Source organism: Bradyrhizobium sp. i1.15.2, assembly GCF_040548425.1.
GTDB classification, from domain to species: domain Bacteria; phylum Pseudomonadota; class Alphaproteobacteria; order Rhizobiales; family Xanthobacteraceae; genus Bradyrhizobium; species Bradyrhizobium canariense.
Genome location: NZ_JBEPRQ010000005.1, coordinates 213,104 through 229,517, shown reverse-complemented (window position 1 = coordinate 229,517; position 16,414 = coordinate 213,104). Strand labels below are relative to the sequence as shown.

Genomic DNA, 16,414 nt, shown 5'->3' with positions numbered 1-16,414 from the left:
CGGTCATGACGGATAATCCCCCGCCAGCGCGCCGAACAGGATCACGGCCGCCGTCGAGGCCGCCCCGCCCCGCGCAAGTTGCTCGGCAAGTTCCGAAATGGTGGTGCGGACCAACCGCTCATCGGGACGGCCGAGCGATTCGGCAAACACCGCCGGAGTGGTTGGGGAGAGGCCGTGCTCGATCAATTTGACGACAAGCGCCGGGAACGTCCGCCGGCCCATATAGACCACGGTCGTCGCCTCCGGATCGGCCAGCGCCACCCAATTGAGATCTGGCGGCAGCTCGCCGGTGACGTCCGCCCCGGTCACGAACTGCACGCGGCGGGAGGTGTGACGCCGGGTCAGCGGAATGCCGGCTTGCGCGGCGGCGACACAGGCCGAGGTGACGCCGGGAATGATCTCGTAGCCGATGCCGGCTTCGCGCAGCGTCTCGAGCTCCTCCTCGAGCCGGCCAAAGATGCCAGCATCGCCCGACTTCAACCGCACCACGCGCGCGCCCGTTACGGCATAGTCGACCAGCAAGCGGTTGACGTGGTGCTGCTTGGTCGAGGGCCGTCCCGCCCGCTTCCCCACCGCGACGAGATTGGCGCCGGGCCGGGCCAGATCGAGGATCGCGCCCGAAGCAAGATCGTCATAGAGCACGACGTCGGCCTCGCGCAGGCGCGCGGCTCCCTTGAGCGTGAGGAGCTCGGGATCGCCGGGGCCGGCGGAGACGAAGGAGACAAAACCGCTCACCGGTCCTCCGCGATCAGATGGAAGAACGTGCCGGTGGCTTGTCCCCGGCGCGAGCCGGTCTCGGCGATGACGGCGCCTGTCGCGTCGTGCACGACCGCGAGCGGCGTGTCGGGCTGCGCCAGGATGGTCGAATAATGGAATTCATGGCCGCGCAGGCGCGCACCGGCCTGATGACCTGGCATCGGCGCGGCGAGCTCGGCCAGACGATAGCCCAGATGCATGCGGCGTTTGGCAAAGCTTGTCTCCAGGCCGAGCAGGCCCGTCATCTCGTGGCGGATGCCCTCGGCGTCGGTCAAAGCGGTGCCCAGCACCATATAGCCTCCGCATTCGCCGTGCACCGGGCGTGTCTCGGCGAAGGCGCGCAATCCGCTGCGGAAGCGCGCATTGGCCGCGATCTTGCCGGCGTGCAGCTCGGGATAGCCGCCCGGCAGCCAGCACACATCGGCGCCCGGATCAGGGTCCTCATCAGCCAGCGGCGAGAATGTCGATATCTCCGCACCCGCCGCGCGCCACGCTTCCAGCATATGCGGATAGACGAAGGAGAACGCGGCGTCACGGGCCAACGCAATGCGCTGACCGGGCGGCGTCACGTTGACGCCGCTCGCGGCAGGTTGCGGGGACCAGGTGGCGGCCGAACGCAGCACTGCGTCGAGATCGACATGCTCGGCGACAAAGCGCGCGGCCTCGTCGATCAGCTTGCCGATTTCCGCCTGCTCCTCGGCCTGCACCAGCCCGAGATGCCGCTTCGGCAGGCTGATCTCGGCGTGTCGCGGCAGCGCACCGAACACGGCGATGCCGACATCCAGCAGCGCACGGCGCACGAGGGCTTCGTGGCGTGGACTCGCAACGCGATTGAGCACGACGCCTGCGAGGCGAACACCCGCGCGGTAATCGCGAAGGCCTGCGGCGATCGCCGCCGCCGTCTGTGCCTGTCCCGAGGGATCGATCACCAGCAGCACCGGCCAGTCCAGCATCTCTGCAATGTCGGCGGTCGCTCCGGTGCCGCAGACGCCGCGCGCGGCGACGCCGTCGAACAGACCCATCGAGCCTTCGGCCAGCACGACATCGGCGTCAATGCCGCGGCTGACGAGATGCGAGATTGTCCCGCGATCCATCGCCCAGCTGTCGACGTTGACCGAGGCGCGTCCCGTAGCGGCTGCATGAAACGCGGGATCGATGTAATCGGGGCCGCTCTTGAAGCACTGCACCCGCAATCCGCTGTTGCGCCAGGCGCGGGCGAGCGCCAGCGTCAGCGTCGTCTTGCCGACGCCGGAGGCCGGGGCGGAGATGACGAGCCCTGCTGCCATCACGACACCTCCGGAAAGCGCGGCTCGGCGCCGACCGGCCGGTAGCGGCGGTCGTAATCGGCGGCATAGAGACGGCTCTCGGAGAAATCCGCCGAGCCCAGCGTCTTGCCCACCAGGATCAATGCGGTGCGCTCCATCTCGCTGCCGACAGCAGCGTCGAGTGTTGCGAGCGTGGCGCGGACGATGCGCTGGTCGGGCCAGCTCGCACGCCAGACAATCGCGACCGGGCAATCCGCGCCGTAATGCGGCGTCAGCTCGGCGACGACCTTGTCGAGCAGATGGATCGACAGATGGATGGCGAGCACCGCGCCGGTGGCGGCGAAGGCGGCGAGGTTCTCGCCTTCCGGCATCGCGCTGGCGCGGCCCGGCGTGCGCGTCAAAATCACCGTCTGGGCAAGGCCGGGCAGCGTCAGCTCGGCCTCCAGCGCAGCCGCGGCGGCCGAGAAGGAGGGAACACCAGGCGTCACCGTGTAGGGAATGTCGAGCGTGCGCAGGCGGCGAAGCTGCTCACCCATCGCCGACCAGATCGAGAGATCACCGGAATGCAGCCGCGCAACGTCCTTGCCATCAGCATGTGCGGCGGCGATCTCCGCGACGATCTCCTCGAGCGACAGCGGCGCGGTGTTGACGATCCGCGCACCGGGCGGGCAATGCGCCAGCACGCCTTCGGGCACCAGCGAGCCGGCATAGAGGCAAACCGGACAGACGGCGATCAGGTCGCGGCCACGCAATGTCAGCAAGTCAGGGGCGCCCGGCCCCGCCCCGATGAAATGCACCGTCATGCGCCGTCTCCCTCCGCGATCGCCGCGGTCGCGGTGCGATCCTGCGAGACCACCCGCGTCGCAATCAATCGCGCGCGAGGTCCAGCCACCGCGAGAGCCGCCGCTTCGGCGACCGATCCCGTCCCGAATTTTTCGGCAACGAGTTTTGATTGGGTCGGCGTGTCGATGCCGGCCAGCATTTCGGCGGCGACCGCCTTGATCGGCACGCCGCATTCGCGCGCGAGCTGCTTCAACACCTCCGCGTCGGCCCTGTCGCTAACCGTTGCCAATGCTGCGAGGCCTTCGGGACCGCCAGCCGCCAGAAGCGCCTCATGCAGCGAGGCCAGCGTGACATCCTTTTTGAATCCGAGCCCGGCGACCTTCATCGGACCGCACTCCATTGCACCACGGGCCGCACCGCCTCCCAGGACCGGTAGCGGCCGAGCGGAGTGGCATGCGCAAGCTCGACCCGGATCAAGTCGCCGCCGTGGCGCTGGTGCAGCTCACCCAGCAGCGCTTCCGTCTCCAGCGTCACTGCATGGACAACCAATCGCGTTCCGGATGCGAGCCGCGACCAGACGGCGTCGAACATCGCGATGTCGAGCCCGCCGCCGATAAACACGGCGTCAGGCCCGTCCAGCGCAGCAAGGGCTTCAGGCGCCTTTCCCGCGATGACTGTGATCCGATGCGCCAACCCGAACGCCGCTGCGTTGTTGCGAATGTTCGCGGCGCGATCCTCGCGCGCCTCGACGGCGATCGCCGTCCCGCCGCTCAGCGCCCACTCGACCGAGATCGAGCCGGAGCCAGCACCAATGTCCCACAGCCGTTCACCGGGACGCGGCGCCAGCGCCGAGAGCGCAAGCGCACGGACCGGACGCTTGGTGATCTGGCCGTCATGGACGAAGAGTTCGTCCGATAGTCCCGAGCTGCGGGGAAGGCCCTGCGCTCCTCTCGCCTCCACGGCCACCGCGACCAGAGTTCCGGCAAGACGGTCTGCGAAGCTATCGGCGCGATGCGCGTCGATACTTTCGCGCGGCCCGCCAAGCGCGGTGAGCGTCCAGAATGCCGAGGCACCCCATCCGCGCGCCGTCAGCCATTTCGCGAGATCGCCGGCCGCCTTCGCGTCGCGCACGAGGCAAATGATGCGTGCACCGTGCGCCAGATGTGGCACGAGGCGCTCGAATGGCGCGGCATGGAGACCAAGACAGGCAATCGCTTCAAGGCGCCAGCCTAGTCGCGCGGCGGCGAGCGAGAATGTCGAGGGAGCCGGATGCGCGATCCATTCGTCGCCATGGAGCTTCTCGGCAAGGCTCGCGCCGGCGCCAAACCAGAACGGATCGCCGGAGGCGAGCACCGCCGTCGGGCGGCCGCGGCAGCTCAACACGGCATCTGCATCGAACGGCACCGGCCATGGACGGCCGCGCCCGGTCACGCCGGCAAGCGCAAGATGCCGTTCACCGCCAAACACGGTTTCGGCATCATCGAGCGCCTTTCGGCTTGCCTCGGGCAGCCCGGCAAGGCCATCTTCGCCGATGCCGATGATGGTCAGCCAGGGATCAGCCATGACGCGCGCCCTCATTCTGGGCGGAACGGCCGACGCGAGCCTGCTCGCGGCGGAGATCGCGCGCGCCGGCATCGTTGCCGTGTATTCCTATGGCGGCCGCACCCGCGCGCCCGCCGGTCAGCCGCTGCCGACGCGGATCGGCGGTTTTGGCGGCGTCAGCGGTCTTGTCGATTACATCCGCAGCGAGCACATCACGCATGTGATCGACGCAACGCATCCCTTTGCCGCCGAGATGAGCCGCAATGCGGTCGCGGCATGCGCGGAAACCGGCACGCCGCTGATCGCTCTCGAGCGTGCGCACTGGACCAAAATGCCCGGCGACAACTGGATCGAAGTACCTGATGTCAACGCCGCGGTCGCCGCACTGCCCGAGGCGCCGGCAAATGTGTTCCTCGCCATCGGCCGCCAGCACATCGCGCCGTTCGCGACCAAGCCGCAGCACGCCTACACGCTGAGATTCGTCGATCCGCCCGATGCGCCCTTGCCCTTTGCCGCGGACGTCATCGTCTCGCGTGGGCCGTTCACGCTTGAGGGCGAACTGGAGATGCTGCGCGCGCGAGGCATCACCCGGATCGTCGCCCGCAATTCGGGCGGCGACGGCGCGCGCGCCAAGATCGACGCTGCGCGGGTGCTCGGCCTGCCGGTGATCATGATCGCGCGACCGCAGCTGCCGGAACGGTTGCGGGTCGAGACCGTGGCCGAGATCATGCAGTGGCTCGGTCATCGCACCTGCCTCGGCGCATAGACCCAGCGGCCGACGCGGCGCGTCTGCGAGTTGCCGACGATCACCAACGTGCGCATGTCGGCCATTTCAGGTGTCGCTTCCTTCAGCCTGACGGTCTCGATCTTTTCATCGGCGGCGCTGATCGCGCGCGCGAAGATCACGAGGCGCTCGCCGCAGCCGGCCTCCTTCAGCACCGCAAGCGCGCGGCCAAAACCCTCCGGCCGGCTGGCCGAGCGCGGATTATACATCGCAATGGCAAGATCGGCCTCCGCGGCGAGCCGCAGGCGCTTCTCGATCACCGCCCACGGCTTGAGATTGTCGGAGAGGTTGATCGCGCAGAAATCATGGCCGAGCGGCGCGCCGGCGCGCGCGGCAGCCGCCAGCATCGCGGTGACGCCGGGCAGCACACGGATCGGCAGCTCCTGCCATTGCGGCACCTGTTCGAGCGCCTCAAACACGGCGGAGGCCATTGCGAAGACGCCGGGGTCACCGGAGGATACGATGACGACCTGCCCGCCTTCGGCCGTGAGCCGCAATGCCTCGCTTGCACGCTGCAGCTCTTCGCGATTGTCGGAAGGATGCAAAGTGAGCCCTGCCCGCGCTGGCACGCGCGCGACATAGGGCGCGTAGCCCAGAATGTCGGTCGCGGCGGCAAGCGCGGCGGAGACTTCGGGCGTCACCAGCGCATCGCTGCCCGGCCCGAGGCCCGCGATGGTCAGCGTGCCCGTCATTCGGCGCCGTCCGGATGCCGGCCCTTGCCGTGCACGAGCACGATCGCAAAATAAGGACAGTCGGCGGCACCGATCTCGGCGAGCCGCACCACGCGCTCGCCCGGCATGGTGCCGCGCTCGACCAGCCACGCGTCGTCCAGCCGTCCGGCGGACGCGAGCGCGCGGCGCACCTTTGCAAGATTGCGCCCGGTCTTCATGATCACGAGCGCATCGGAATCGCGCATGCGGCGTTCGAGCTCGTCCTCGGCGAGCGTGCCCATGAGCACCGTCGTCACGTCATCGCCGAGCGCGATCGGCTGTCCCACGCCGTTCCAGCAGCCGACCATGCCGGGAATCCCGGCGATCACCTCGATCTCGATGCGGCCCTGCAGGCGTGTGTGCAGATGCATGAAGGAGCCGTAGAAGTAGGGATCGCCCTCGCAGAGCACGACGACGTCGACCGCGCGCGCCAGCCGCGCCAGACGTTCCGACCATTCGTCGTAGAAGCCGGCAAGCAGCTGGACGTATTCAGGCGTGTCGAAGGCGATCTCGGTCGTAACAGGATATTCCATCGGATATTCGGTGACGTCGGCCGCCAGCATGCCCTCGACGATGCGGCGCGCCTGGCCCGGCCGGCCCTTTTTGCGGAAATAGGCGACATGCATCGCGCCGCGCACCATGCGGTCGGCGCGCACGCTCATCATGTCAGGGGCACCGGGGCCGAGACCGCAGCAGATGATGCGTCCCATCGCTATTCGCTCCGGCTCGCGAGCGCGTTCACGGCGGCGACCGTGATCGCGGAGCCGCCGAGGCGGCCCGCGACCGTCAGCGCCGGCACCGGGGGAGTGGCCATCAGCGCAGCCTTGGATTCGGCCGCGCCGACGAAGCCGACCGGACAGCCGATGATCGCCGCAGGCCGCGGGCAGTCCCGGTCCTCCAGCATGTTGAGGAGGTGAAACAGCGCGGTCGGAGCATTGCCGATCGCCACGATCGCGCCGTCGAGATGCGGCCGCCATAGCTCCAAAGCCGCAGCCGAACGGGTGTTGCGCATGGACTGCGCGAGCGCGGGAACGGTCTCGTCGCCCAGCGTGCAGATGACGGCGTTGGCGGCGGGAAGCCGCGCGCGCGTAATTCCTTCGGAGACCATGCGCGCGTCGCACAGGATCGGTGCGCCCCTCTGCAGGGCCGCGCGCGCGGCGACCGCCATGCCCGATGTGAAGCGGATATGCGCTTCGAGGCCGACCATGCCGGCGGCATGGATCATCCGCACCACCACCTGCTCCTCGTCCGGCGTGAAGCGCGCAAGATCGGCTTCGGCCCGGATGGTCGCAAAGGACTGCCGGTAGATCGCCGCGCCGTCGGTCTCGTACGAGTGCGGCATCAGTGCCCTCCCATCAGGATGGAGGGATCTCGGACAATGTCGTCGCGGTTCAGCCCACGCAGGATGGGCTCATCGCGTGTCGACCCGGCGCGCACGAGGTCGAAGCCGGCGCCGGTCGCGACCAGAGTGATGGCGGCGGGACCGGAATGGGCGCAGCCCTTGGCACAGCCGGAGACGTGGAGCCGTGCGGCCGCGCCGATGTTCGGGGCCAGGGCCGCGGCAAGGCCACGCGTATCGGCATGCGCCTCGCGACAGCGTGGCGCGCCGCTGCAGGCGATGACGCGCAGCGCAGGATCGTAGGCCTCGGTGATGAGACCAGTCGCGTTCGGCATGGCGCGCTTGCCTTCGCTCAAAACCATCCGCCATGGCGTCATGCGCAGCGCATGTCCGCAACCGGCGAACTGGTTGAGCGTCGCATGCGCCATCTGCCCGAAGGCGACGCCGACCATCGCGCCTTGCGCATAGAGGCCGGGACGCGCCGCGGCCATGATCGGCGCCGGCTCGGCCTCGCCGCGGAGTGCCGCGGGCAGGATTGCGCCAGTGGCAAGATGCGCCGCCATCCGCCCTCGCCCCCCTCTGGCGCCGCCTGAGGTCACGAACCAGTCGGCGAATGCGAGCGCGGTGGTCACGGCCTCGCCACGCGCGACGGAGCGGCCAAGTTTGTCGCCATCAGCCCGCACCAGCAGGCCGCCGGAACGATCGCGCTCGATCCGCACGTCGGCGGAATCGCCCGCAAGCACGCGTGAGGTGCCGTCATCGATGGCGAAGCCGAACTTGGTTGGAAGTTCGAGCTTGCTGTCAGCGAGCGCCTCCTCGAGCTCGGCGGCGAGCGATTGGGTCGCGTCCCCCGCACGCCAGAACGGCGTCACAAGGATGTTGCGACGGGATTCGGTCTCAGCATCCGGGTCGAGCAGCGCCAGTTGCGCAAGGCCGTCGAGCAGCAGCCTGTGGCTGGTCTCGTTGACGCCCCTGATCTGGAGATTGGCCCGGCTGGTCACGTCGATCAGGCCGTTGCCATGGCGTTCGGCGAGATGGGCCAGTCCGGAGATCTGGGCAGCTTCGAGCCGGCCGCCGAACGGACGCACGCGGACCACGAGCCCGTCGCCGGATTGCATCGGGCGCAGCGCGCCGGGACACCAGCCCTTGACCACGGAAGCGCTCATGACGCCTCCCGCAGCGCAGCCGCAATCGAATTGCGGCGCGTCCGCCAGAGCGAGGCTTCATGCAGGCGCGCGAAACACGTCTCCATCGCAGCGAGTGCCGCCGGATTTTCGCGAGCCATGAAGGCGCGGACGTCGTCATGGCCGAGCGTCGCATCGTAATAGAGGTCGAACAGATGCGGCGGCACGGCGCCGGCCAGATGCGCGAAGGCGGCCATGTGCTCGATCGTTGCGGTGATCTCGGCCGCCCCGCGAAAACCGTGGCGCATCATGCCCGCGATCCAGGCCGGGTTGGCCGCGCGCGCGCGGACGACACGGGAGATTTCCTCGGTCAGCGTACGCGCGTGCGGCTGCTCGGGGCGCGTCGCGTCGAGATGATAGAGCGATGGCCCTGTCGCGCCGAGATGGGCTGCGGCCGCCGCAATGCCGGCCTCATGCGCGGCATAGTCGGCCGCGAGCAGAAGATCGGTTTCCGGCAAATCCTGCACGTGAACAAAAGCATCGGCGGATGCGAGCCGCTTCTCGATGCCGGCACGATCGAGCCTGATCTCGCCGTCCGCCGAGAACGCCCATGACGATGCCGACAGCCAGGCTTCGCCGGCGGCGTGGCGCGTCTCGGGCGTGAAGTCGTCCGGGATTGCCGAGAGGCCGACGCCGTATTGTCCGGGACGCGGGGCGAACACGCGCGATGTGCGATGGCGATATGGATTTTCGTCGCCCTCGTCCTCGCGGGCCGACAGCGCCTCGGCTGCCGCCTCGAACAATTGCGCGAGGCCTGAGAAGACGTCGCGAAACAGGCCCGAGACGCGCAGCGTGACGTCGATGCGGGGCCGGCCAAGCTCGGCAGGCGCGATGATGTCGTAGCCGGTCACACGGCCGGAAGCATGATCCCAGCGCGGTGCGAGGCCGGCCAGATGCAGCGCCATGGCAAACTCCTCGCCCGCGGTGCGCATCGTCGCCGAGCCCCAGAGATCGACGACAAGGCCCTTCGGCCAGTCGCCATGATCCTGCAGATGACGACGGAGTAATTCTTCCGCGAGCTTGATGCCTTGCGCATGCGCGGACGGCGTCGGCACCGCGCGCGGATCGACGGCAAAGAGATTGCGCCCGGTCGGCAGCACGTCCTGACGGCCGCGATACGGTGAGCCTGACGGCCCCGGCGCGACGCGCCGTCCTGCAAGCGCGGCCCGCAACGCGTCGCGTTCCGCTTCACCGCAGGCGCCGCGGCCGAACACGTGCAGGCCGTCGCCGAACTGGCTTTCCTTGAGATCGCAGACGAAGCGGTCGATCCGCGGGATCGCTTCGGCCGGTGCGGCCGCTGCATCGAGGCCAAGATCGTCTTCGAGGCCAGCCGCGCGTGCCTCGTCGCGGATCGCGGCGATCAGACGCTGGCGGCGGGCGGGATCGAGGCCATCGGCCGTCGAGTACTCGTCGAGGAGCTGTTCGAGCCTGCGCAGCCCGTCCGGCACCGCCGATGCGGCGAGCTGCGGCGGCAGATGGCCGATCGTGACGCCACCCAGGCGCCGCTTGGCCTGCGCGGCTTCGCCGGGATCGTTGACGATGAAGGGATAGATGACGGGCAAATCGCCAATCAGGGCTTCCGGCCAGCACGCCTGCGACAGCGCCACGGATTTTCCGGGCAGCCATTCCAGCGTGCCGTGCGCGCCCATGTGCACGACGGCATCACAGCCCTGCGCTCGGAGCCAGAGATAGAACGCGACATAGGCATGGCGCGGCGTACGGGCGAGATCGTGATACTCGGCATCGCGCCTGGTCGCATCGCCGCGCTCCGGCTGAACCGCGATGATCGACCGGCCGCATGGAATCGCGGCGAAATGGAACGCGCCGTCGCCGCAACCCGGATCGGTCTCCGGCGCGCCCCAGGCTTGCGCGAGATCATCCTGCAGGACTTGCGGAAGGCACGAGAGCGCAGCGCGGTAATCGGCAACGCTCCAGCTCAAGGTCTGCTTGAGCAGCGTCTCACCGAGCGCATGGACCGGATCGACATCGAAGCCGGTCTCCGCGAGGTCGGACGCCAAAGCCTCGACCGAGGCCAACGCATCGAGCCCCACCGCATGCGCGATCTGATGCGGGCGGCCCGGATAGTTCGAGAGCACGAGTGCCATCCGCTTTTCGGCGGCCGGCTTCTCCGCAAGGCGCTGCCAGGCCGCAACGCGCGCGGCCACGGCCTTCACGCGCTCCTCGTCGGGCCTGTGTGCCAGATGCGAAAATTGCAAATCGGGATCGCGCATCGCGGCCGATTTGAAGCTCACCACGCCCGCAAACAGGCGGCCATCGACCTCGGGCAGCACCACATGCATCGCGAGGTCGCCGGGCGACAGGCCGCGGAGCGAGCTCGCCCAGTCCTCGCGCCGTGCCGTGGAGAGCGCGACCTGGAACACCGGGCAGGATGCGGCATCGAACGGCATCGTGCCGTCGTCGCCCATCGCCGAGAACGCCGTCGCATTGACGATCGCGGCCGGAGGATTTTGCGCGAGATACGTGCGCAACCAATCCGCAACGCCCGGGGCCTTCAGCGAGGTGACGAACACACCAAGCGCGTCGAACCCCTTCCCGCGCAGCGCCGCGATCAGGGCATCGACCGGGCCAGTGTCCGCGGCGGTGAGATAGGAGCGATAGAAGATCACCAGTGCGTGCGGCTTCCCTTCGCGGGCCTGCGGCATCGCCATGACACCGCGCGCCGGATCGTAAAAGCCCATCTCCGGCACGGTCATCTCGCCGATAATAGGTCCCGCATAGAGGCCCGAAGCCAACGCAAGCTGCGCGATTGCGGCTTGCGACGCGACAGGGCCACCGGTGTCGCAGAGCACCTTGAGCCGCCGCAATGTCGAGACCGGCAGGGTCGAATAGGCATCCAGCCGCGTGTCATCGCGGCCGTCGGCCGGCAGCACGGCCAGCACGATGCCGCGCTGCTTCGCCAATTGCTGCAGGGCCGCGAGCCCATATGACCAATAGGATTCCCCGCCGATCAGACGCACGAGGATGCCGCGCGCCTGCGCAAGCGTGCGCTCGATATAGGTGTCGACCGAGAGCGGATGACGCAGTTCGGCGAGATTGACGAGCCGTAGCGACGGCAGGCTGTCGCGACCACGGCGCCAACCGGCCGCGAACGCCGCTAGATCGGAATCCGAATACGAGAGCACCACGAGATCGGCCGGGTCCTGGCCGATGTCCCTTGGTATCGCGGTCTCCTCGAGACCGCGGCTCTCGCGGAAGACGACGTGCATCAGATACCTAGTCCCGCCTTGATCGCGGCCTCATCAATGTTTCCGTGCTCGCCGATCACGACGAGCTTTGACTGCCTCGCACCCGCACCCCAGGGCTTGTCGAACTGGTGGCGCACGCGCTCGCCGACCGCTTGCAGCAAGAGGCGCATCGGCTTGCCTTCCATCGCGATGTAACCCTTGACGCGCAGCACATTCTGCTCGCGCGCCAGACGCTGAACGGATGCAACCAGCGCGTCGATGTCAGTGACCTCGGGAAGATCGATCACGATGGACGCAAAATCGTCGTGCTCGTGGTCCTCCTCGCCGTCGTGATGCGAGGGACGCGCGGCGAGATCGTTCTCGGCGGCAGCACCGAGGCCGAGGATGAGGCGCGCGTCGATCGCGCCGTCGGTGATCGCCAGCATCGGCACGCGGCGCGGCATCTCGGCGGTGATCGCCGCTTTGGCGGCTTCGAGCCCTGCCGCGCCCGCAAGATCCGCCTTGGTCAGCAGCACGATGTCGGCGCAGGCGATCTGGTCCTCGAACACTTCCGACAGCGGCGTCTCATGGTCGAGATTCTCGTCCGCCGCACGCTGCGCCTCGACGGCGTCAGGATCGGGCGCGAAACGGCCGGCGGCGACAGCTTCGGCGTCGGCGAGCGCGATCACACCATCGACCGTGATCCGCGAACGGATCTCCGGCCAGTCGAACGCCTTCAACAGCGGCTTGGGCAGCGCCAGGCCCGAGGTCTCGATCAGGATATGATCGGGGCGCACCGGGCGCGACAGCAGCTTCTCCATGGTCGGAATGAAATCGTCGGCGACGGTGCAGCAGATGCAGCCATTGGCGAGCTCGATGATGTTCTCTTCCGGGCAATTCGCATCGGCGCAGGATTTCAGAATCTCGCCATCGACGCCCTCGCTGCCGAACTCGTTGACGAGCACCGCGAGCTTCTTGCCGTTGGCATTGGCAAGCAGATGCTGGATCAGCGTGGTCTTGCCGGAGCCGAGAAAGCCCGTGACGACCGTGACCGGGACTTTTGCGAGCGAATTCATTCGGCGGCCTCCGGCACGACGGCCAAGGTGGGAATGGGGGGAATGCGGGCAAGCGATTGCTTGCGGAAGATCTCCGGGCGGCTGCGCCAGGGCACGAGGCCGTCGGGCGCGGCCGCATAGGCCGCGGCGCCCGCGACCACGTCGCTCGCATTCGCATCCGACAGACGGCCATAAACATAGGACCAGCGGCCGGGCGCGCTGAGCGCGACCGAGCAACCCTGGTTGCACGCAGACAGGCATTCGACGGGAACCACGCTGACGCCGTCGGGCACACCGGCCTCAAGGATCGCACCATGCAGGCGCTTGCCCGGCGTCGTCTCGCCCTCGCCAAGCGTCTGGCCGGCGCGGCAGGTAATGCAGACATGAAGTGTGACGGTCATCGCTTCTTCCAGAATAAACAGCGGGAAGCGATGAGGCCCACGAACCGTTCTTGCGAAGGTCCGTTTCCCCGTCGCGGAACACCCCGTCCGCCGGTCCAAAATCGTCCGCGCTGGCAGGTCTCCCGGCTTCCGGAGCAGGGTTTCCCCTTCGATCCCCGCCTTCCCGATCCCCTAGGGGTCAGTGGCTTCGGGCATCTCTCCGGTCACGGTCGCGGGGGCGGCTGCATTTTGGAACCAAATCTTGCCGATTCGGACCCTATCGCATTCCCTCTTCGCCTGTCGTAGGACAGGAACCAACGCCGGGTCACCATTTGCCCCCGACCGCCTCTTGTCAAGCCGAAGGACCCCGTCCGATGACGTCAGAACCGGATACCCAGACGGCCGACGAAACTGACGCCCGTCATGCCTCGAAAATGGCGAAGAAGAAGGTCGCCCGCGACAAGATCATGGCGACCAAGAGCGGCGAAAAGGGCCTCATCATCGTCCACACCGGCGCCGGCAAGGGCAAGTCGTCCTCGGCCTTCGGCATGATCGTCCGCTGCGTCGCCCATGGCTTCCCCTGCGCGGTCGTGCAGTTCATCAAGGGCGCCTGGGACACCGGCGAGCGCCGCATGCTCACCGGCCATTTCGGCGACCTCTGCCAATTCCACGCCATGGGCGAGGGTTTTACCTGGGAGACGCAGGACCGCGCCCGCGACATCGCCGCTGCGCGTGCCGGCTGGGAGAAGGCGAAGGAGCTGATCCTCGACCAGAATCTCCGCATGGTCGTGCTCGACGAGATCAACATCGCGCTGCGCTACGATTATCTCGACATCGCCGAAGTTGTCGATTTCCTGGTGACCTCGAAGCCACCGATGACGCATGTCGTGCTCACCGGGCGCAACGCCAAGGACGAGCTGATCGAGATCGCCGATCTCGTCACCGAGATGACGCTGATCAAGCATCCCTTCCGCTCCGGCATCAAGGCGCAAGCCGGCGTCGAGTTCTAAGAAACTCGCGATGGCGCGCGCATTGATGATCCAGGGGGGCGGCTCGGACGTGGGCAAGTCGCTCATCGTCGCCGGCCTCGCGCGCGCCTTTGTGCGACGCGGCCTGCGCGTGCTCCCGTTCAAGCCGCAGAACATGTCGAACAATGCTGCCGTCACGGTCGACGGCGGCGAGATCGGTCGCGCGCAGGCGCTCCAGGCGCTCGCCGCCGGCGTCGAGCCGCACACCGACATGAACCCGGTGCTGCTCAAGCCCGAGACCGATGTCGGCGCGCAGGTGATCGTGCAAGGAAAACGCATCGCGACCGCGCGTGCGCGCGAATATGCGGCGATGAAGCCGTCATTGATGGCTGCGGTGCTGGAGAGCTTCGAGCGGCTGAAGGCGCGCGCCGATCTCGTGCTGGTGGAAGGCGCCGGCAGTCCGGCCGAGGTGAACCTGCGCAAGGCCGACATCGCCAATATGGGTTTTGCGCGCAAGGCTGGCGTGCCGGTCCTGCTGGTCGGCGACATCGACCGCGGCGGTGTCATCGCGCAACTCGTCGGCATCAAGACGGTGATCGACCCGGATGATGCCGCGATGATCCAGGGATTTGTCATCAACAAGTTCCGCGGCGATCCCACGCTGTTCGACGACGGCTATAAGCTGATCGAAGAAAAGACCGCATGGCGCGGCTTCGGCGTGCTGCCCTGGTTCGCGCGCGCCGGCGAGCTGCCGGCTGAGGATGCGCTGGGCCTGAGCGATGCGCGCAAGCCGGGCCAATGCAAGATCGCCTGTCTCGCGCTGTCGCGGATCGCCAATTTCGACGATCTCGATCCGCTCAAGCTCGAGCCTGGCGTCGATCTCGTGATGGTGCGGCCGGGCGAGGCAATTCCCGGCGATGTGCGCCTCGTCATCATTCCCGGTTCGAAATCCACCCGCGGCGACCTCGCCTTTCTGCGCGCTCAGGGCTGGGACATCGATCTCCTGGCTCATTACCGCAGAGGCGGCCATGTGCTCGGCCTCTGCGGTGGCTATCAGATGCTCGGACGAAGCGTCACTGATCCCGAGGGGATCGAGGGACCCGCGGGCGATACACCGGGTCTCGGACTTCTGGACGTCGAGACGGTGATGACCCCGCAGAAGACGCTGACGCGTGTCGCGGCCGTGCATGCCGCGACGGATCAGCCGATCGAGGCCTACGAAATCCACATCGGCCGCACCGATGGGCCGGATCGCACGCGGCCATTCGCAAGGCTGAACGGCGAACTGGAAGGCGCGATCTCACGCGACGGACGCGTGCAGGGCAGCTATCTGCACGGCCTGTTCACGTCGGATGATTTCCGCAAGGCGTTCTTGGCGAAGCTCGACATTCCCGCAGGCAACGAGCCCTATCACGCCAGGGTCGAGAGTGCGCTCGATGCGCTTGCCGATCACATCGAGCAACATCTCGACGTCGACGGCCTGCTCGCGCTAGCGCGCTAGCGCCTCGGCCAGGCGCGTCCATTCGGAGTCGCCGCCCGGAAGCCCGAGGCGCAGCCATGTCGGCTCCCGCGCGAACACGCGCGACCAGATATGGCGACGCGCCAGTCTCTCCTGCGCCGCAAGCGCGTCAGGCGTCTCGTAGAGACGAAACAGCTGCGTGCCGCCAACGAGCGTCCAGCCTTGCGACCGCACCATGCCGTCGAGGCGAACGCAGTCTCGCGCCAGCCGCGCGGACGTGGCCTCGGCCCAGGCATCGTCATGCAGAGCGCGGCAACCGATCGCGATCGCCGGTCCCGAGACCGGCCAAGGCCCCGACATCGATGCGAGCCTGGCGATGTCGGAGGAATTGCCGAGCGCGAAGCCGAGCCGCAGGCCGGCAAGGCCGTAAAACTTTCCAAAGGAGCGCAAAATCAGCAGCCCCGGCCGGTCCTCGGATGCAAGCGAAAGCTGCGGTGCCACATCGGCAAAACTCTCGTCGACGACGAGACGGCCGACGCGCGGCAGCAGTGACAGCAAATCCCTTGGTGTGTGGCATCGGCCGTCGGGATTGTTGGGATTGACGACAATGGCGAGGTCCGCGCCCGCCAGTGCGTCGAGCTCCCCGACCTCCTGGACCTCCCAGCCCGCAGCCGAGAGGACCCCGGCATATTCGTTGTAGGTCGGCGCGAGGATGCGCGCGCGGCCGGGCGGCGCGAGTTGCGGCAGCAGTTCAATCGCGGCCTGTGCGCCGCCGAGCGCGACAACCGCCGCGCTCGTGCGGTAAGCGTGCCGCGCCGCCTGATGCAGCGCCTCGATTTCGCCGCGCGAGGGCAACGCGCTCCACGCGCGCGAGCTCACCTCGCCCACGGGATAAGGCAGGCGGTTGATCCCGGTCGACAGATCGATCCAGTCCTCCGCGCGACCGCCGAACCGCTGCTGGGCCTGATCGAGATTTCCACCGTGCTCGCGCATGCGCTGTTCTT

The 16,414-nt window shown here is 67.8% G+C and carries 16 protein-coding genes and 1 riboswitch; of the genes, 3 read left to right on the top strand and 13 right to left on the bottom strand.

Annotated features, from left to right (window positions below; all coding sequences use genetic code 11):
- Positions 1 to 3: 3 nt before the first annotated feature.
- The 5 genes from cobA to cbiE are packed head-to-tail and all read right to left on the bottom strand — an operon-like array spanning position 4 to position 4,367.
- Positions 4 to 735 (bottom strand): uroporphyrinogen-III C-methyltransferase, encoded by a 732-nt coding sequence (gene cobA / locus ABIB80_RS12680; RefSeq protein ID WP_354127549.1) that lies wholly within the window; start codon positions 733 to 735, stop codon positions 4 to 6.
- Positions 732 to 2,042 (bottom strand): cobyrinic acid a,c-diamide synthase CobB, encoded by a 1,311-nt coding sequence (locus tag ABIB80_RS12675; protein WP_354127548.1) that lies wholly within the window; start codon positions 2,040 to 2,042, stop codon positions 732 to 734. The genes cobA and ABIB80_RS12675 overlap by 4 nt, the downstream gene beginning before the upstream one ends.
- Positions 2,042 to 2,824, bottom strand: a complete 783-nt coding sequence (cobM, locus tag ABIB80_RS12670; RefSeq protein WP_007593150.1) for a precorrin-4 C(11)-methyltransferase — start codon at positions 2,822 to 2,824, stop codon at positions 2,042 to 2,044. Before cobM ends, ABIB80_RS12675 begins: the two co-directional genes overlap by 1 nt.
- Positions 2,821 to 3,189, bottom strand: coding sequence for a cobalamin biosynthesis protein (locus ABIB80_RS12665; RefSeq protein WP_007593152.1), 369 nt, complete (start codon positions 3,187 to 3,189; stop codon positions 2,821 to 2,823). The genes cobM and ABIB80_RS12665 overlap by 4 nt, the downstream gene beginning before the upstream one ends.
- Complete coding sequence (gene cbiE, locus ABIB80_RS12660; protein ID WP_354127547.1) at positions 3,186 to 4,367, bottom strand: precorrin-6y C5,15-methyltransferase (decarboxylating) subunit CbiE; 1,182 nt, start codon at positions 4,365 to 4,367, stop codon at positions 3,186 to 3,188. Before cbiE ends, ABIB80_RS12665 begins: the two co-directional genes overlap by 4 nt.
- On the opposite strand from cbiE, the gene ABIB80_RS12655 reads away from it, so the two are divergent.
- On the top strand, positions 4,366 to 5,112 hold the full coding sequence (locus tag ABIB80_RS12655) for a cobalt-precorrin-6A reductase (RefSeq protein WP_354127546.1): 747 nt from the start codon (positions 4,366 to 4,368) through the stop codon (positions 5,110 to 5,112). The genes cbiE and ABIB80_RS12655 overlap by 2 nt on opposite strands.
- Here the strand turns inward: ABIB80_RS12655 and cobJ are convergent.
- From cobJ to ABIB80_RS12620, 7 genes are read right to left on the bottom strand one after another with little or no spacing between them, the layout of a single operon-like run.
- Positions 5,088 to 5,822: a precorrin-3B C(17)-methyltransferase gene (gene cobJ / locus ABIB80_RS12650; RefSeq protein WP_354127545.1), complete on the bottom strand. Its 735-nt coding sequence runs from the start codon at positions 5,820 to 5,822 to the stop codon at positions 5,088 to 5,090. The genes ABIB80_RS12655 and cobJ overlap by 25 nt on opposite strands.
- Positions 5,819 to 6,550 carry a precorrin-2 C(20)-methyltransferase gene (locus tag ABIB80_RS12645; protein WP_354127544.1) on the bottom strand — a complete coding sequence of 244 codons (732 nt, stop codon included), beginning with the start codon at positions 6,548 to 6,550 and terminating at the stop codon, positions 5,819 to 5,821. Before ABIB80_RS12645 ends, cobJ begins: the two co-directional genes overlap by 4 nt.
- Positions 6,551 to 6,552: 2 nt before the next feature.
- Entirely contained in the window at positions 6,553 to 7,182 is a 630-nt protein-coding gene (locus ABIB80_RS12640; protein ID WP_354127543.1) for a precorrin-8X methylmutase, read from the bottom strand.
- Complete coding sequence (gene cobG, locus ABIB80_RS12635; RefSeq protein ID WP_354127542.1) at positions 7,182 to 8,345, bottom strand: precorrin-3B synthase; 1,164 nt, start codon at positions 8,343 to 8,345, stop codon at positions 7,182 to 7,184. The genes ABIB80_RS12640 and cobG overlap by 1 nt, the downstream gene beginning before the upstream one ends.
- Complete coding sequence (gene cobN / locus ABIB80_RS12630; RefSeq protein WP_354127541.1) at positions 8,342 to 11,590, bottom strand: cobaltochelatase subunit CobN; 3,249 nt, start codon at positions 11,588 to 11,590, stop codon at positions 8,342 to 8,344. The genes cobG and cobN overlap by 4 nt, the downstream gene beginning before the upstream one ends.
- Positions 11,590 to 12,624, bottom strand: coding sequence for a cobalamin biosynthesis protein CobW (cobW, locus tag ABIB80_RS12625; protein WP_354127540.1), 1,035 nt, complete (start codon positions 12,622 to 12,624; stop codon positions 11,590 to 11,592). Before cobW ends, cobN begins: the two co-directional genes overlap by 1 nt.
- The gene (locus tag ABIB80_RS12620; protein WP_354127539.1) at positions 12,621 to 13,004 is read right to left on the bottom strand and encodes a DUF1636 family protein; all 384 of its coding nucleotides are present in this window, start codon (positions 13,002 to 13,004) and stop codon (positions 12,621 to 12,623) included. Before ABIB80_RS12620 ends, cobW begins: the two co-directional genes overlap by 4 nt.
- A 95-nt stretch (positions 13,005 to 13,099) precedes the next feature.
- Positions 13,100 to 13,317, bottom strand: a riboswitch (cobalamin riboswitch).
- Between the two features lie 40 nt (positions 13,318 to 13,357).
- Between ABIB80_RS12620 and cobO the strand changes: the two genes are divergently transcribed.
- Together cobO and ABIB80_RS12610 are read left to right on the top strand one after the other, a co-directional pair.
- Positions 13,358 to 13,993 carry a cob(I)yrinic acid a,c-diamide adenosyltransferase gene (gene cobO, locus ABIB80_RS12615; protein WP_007593167.1) on the top strand — a complete coding sequence of 212 codons (636 nt, stop codon included), beginning with the start codon at positions 13,358 to 13,360 and terminating at the stop codon, positions 13,991 to 13,993.
- 10 nt (positions 13,994 to 14,003) lie between these two features.
- Positions 14,004 to 15,452, top strand: coding sequence for a cobyric acid synthase (locus ABIB80_RS12610; protein ID WP_354127538.1), 1,449 nt, complete (start codon positions 14,004 to 14,006; stop codon positions 15,450 to 15,452).
- Here the strand turns inward: ABIB80_RS12610 and cobD are convergent.
- Positions 15,441 to 16,403 carry a threonine-phosphate decarboxylase CobD gene (gene cobD, locus ABIB80_RS12605; protein ID WP_354127537.1) on the bottom strand — a complete coding sequence of 321 codons (963 nt, stop codon included), beginning with the start codon at positions 16,401 to 16,403 and terminating at the stop codon, positions 15,441 to 15,443. The genes ABIB80_RS12610 and cobD overlap by 12 nt on opposite strands.
- Positions 16,404 to 16,414: the final 11 nt, after the last annotated feature.

Coding starts and splice junctions, on each gene's coding strand:
- cobD (WP_354127537.1), bottom strand. CDS start 16,403: ATGCGCGAGCACGGTGGAAATCTCGATCAGGCCCAGCAGCGGTTCGGC.
- ABIB80_RS12645 (WP_354127544.1), bottom strand. CDS start 6,550: ATGGGACGCATCATCTGCTGCGGTCTCGGCCCCGGTGCCCCTGACATG.
- ABIB80_RS12675 (WP_354127548.1), bottom strand. CDS start 2,042: ATGGCAGCAGGGCTCGTCATCTCCGCCCCGGCCTCCGGCGTCGGCAAG.
- ABIB80_RS12620 (WP_354127539.1), bottom strand. CDS start 13,004: ATGACCGTCACACTTCATGTCTGCATTACCTGCCGCGCCGGCCAGACG.
- cbiE (WP_354127547.1), bottom strand. CDS start 4,367: ATGGCTGATCCCTGGCTGACCATCATCGGCATCGGCGAAGATGGCCTT.
- cobN (WP_354127541.1), bottom strand. CDS start 11,590: ATGCACGTCGTCTTCCGCGAGAGCCGCGGTCTCGAGGAGACCGCGATA.
- ABIB80_RS12655 (WP_354127546.1), top strand. CDS start 4,366: ATGACGCGCGCCCTCATTCTGGGCGGAACGGCCGACGCGAGCCTGCTC.
- cobM (WP_007593150.1), bottom strand. CDS start 2,824: ATGACGGTGCATTTCATCGGGGCGGGGCCGGGCGCCCCTGACTTGCTG.
- ABIB80_RS12610 (WP_354127538.1), top strand. CDS start 14,004: ATGGCGCGCGCATTGATGATCCAGGGGGGCGGCTCGGACGTGGGCAAG.
- cobO (WP_007593167.1), top strand. CDS start 13,358: ATGACGTCAGAACCGGATACCCAGACGGCCGACGAAACTGACGCCCGT.
- cobW (WP_354127540.1), bottom strand. CDS start 12,624: ATGAATTCGCTCGCAAAAGTCCCGGTCACGGTCGTCACGGGCTTTCTC.
- ABIB80_RS12640 (WP_354127543.1), bottom strand. CDS start 7,182: ATGCCGCACTCGTACGAGACCGACGGCGCGGCGATCTACCGGCAGTCC.
- cobJ (WP_354127545.1), bottom strand. CDS start 5,822: ATGACGGGCACGCTGACCATCGCGGGCCTCGGGCCGGGCAGCGATGCG.
- ABIB80_RS12665 (WP_007593152.1), bottom strand. CDS start 3,189: ATGAAGGTCGCCGGGCTCGGATTCAAAAAGGATGTCACGCTGGCCTCG.
- cobG (WP_354127542.1), bottom strand. CDS start 8,345: ATGAGCGCTTCCGTGGTCAAGGGCTGGTGTCCCGGCGCGCTGCGCCCG.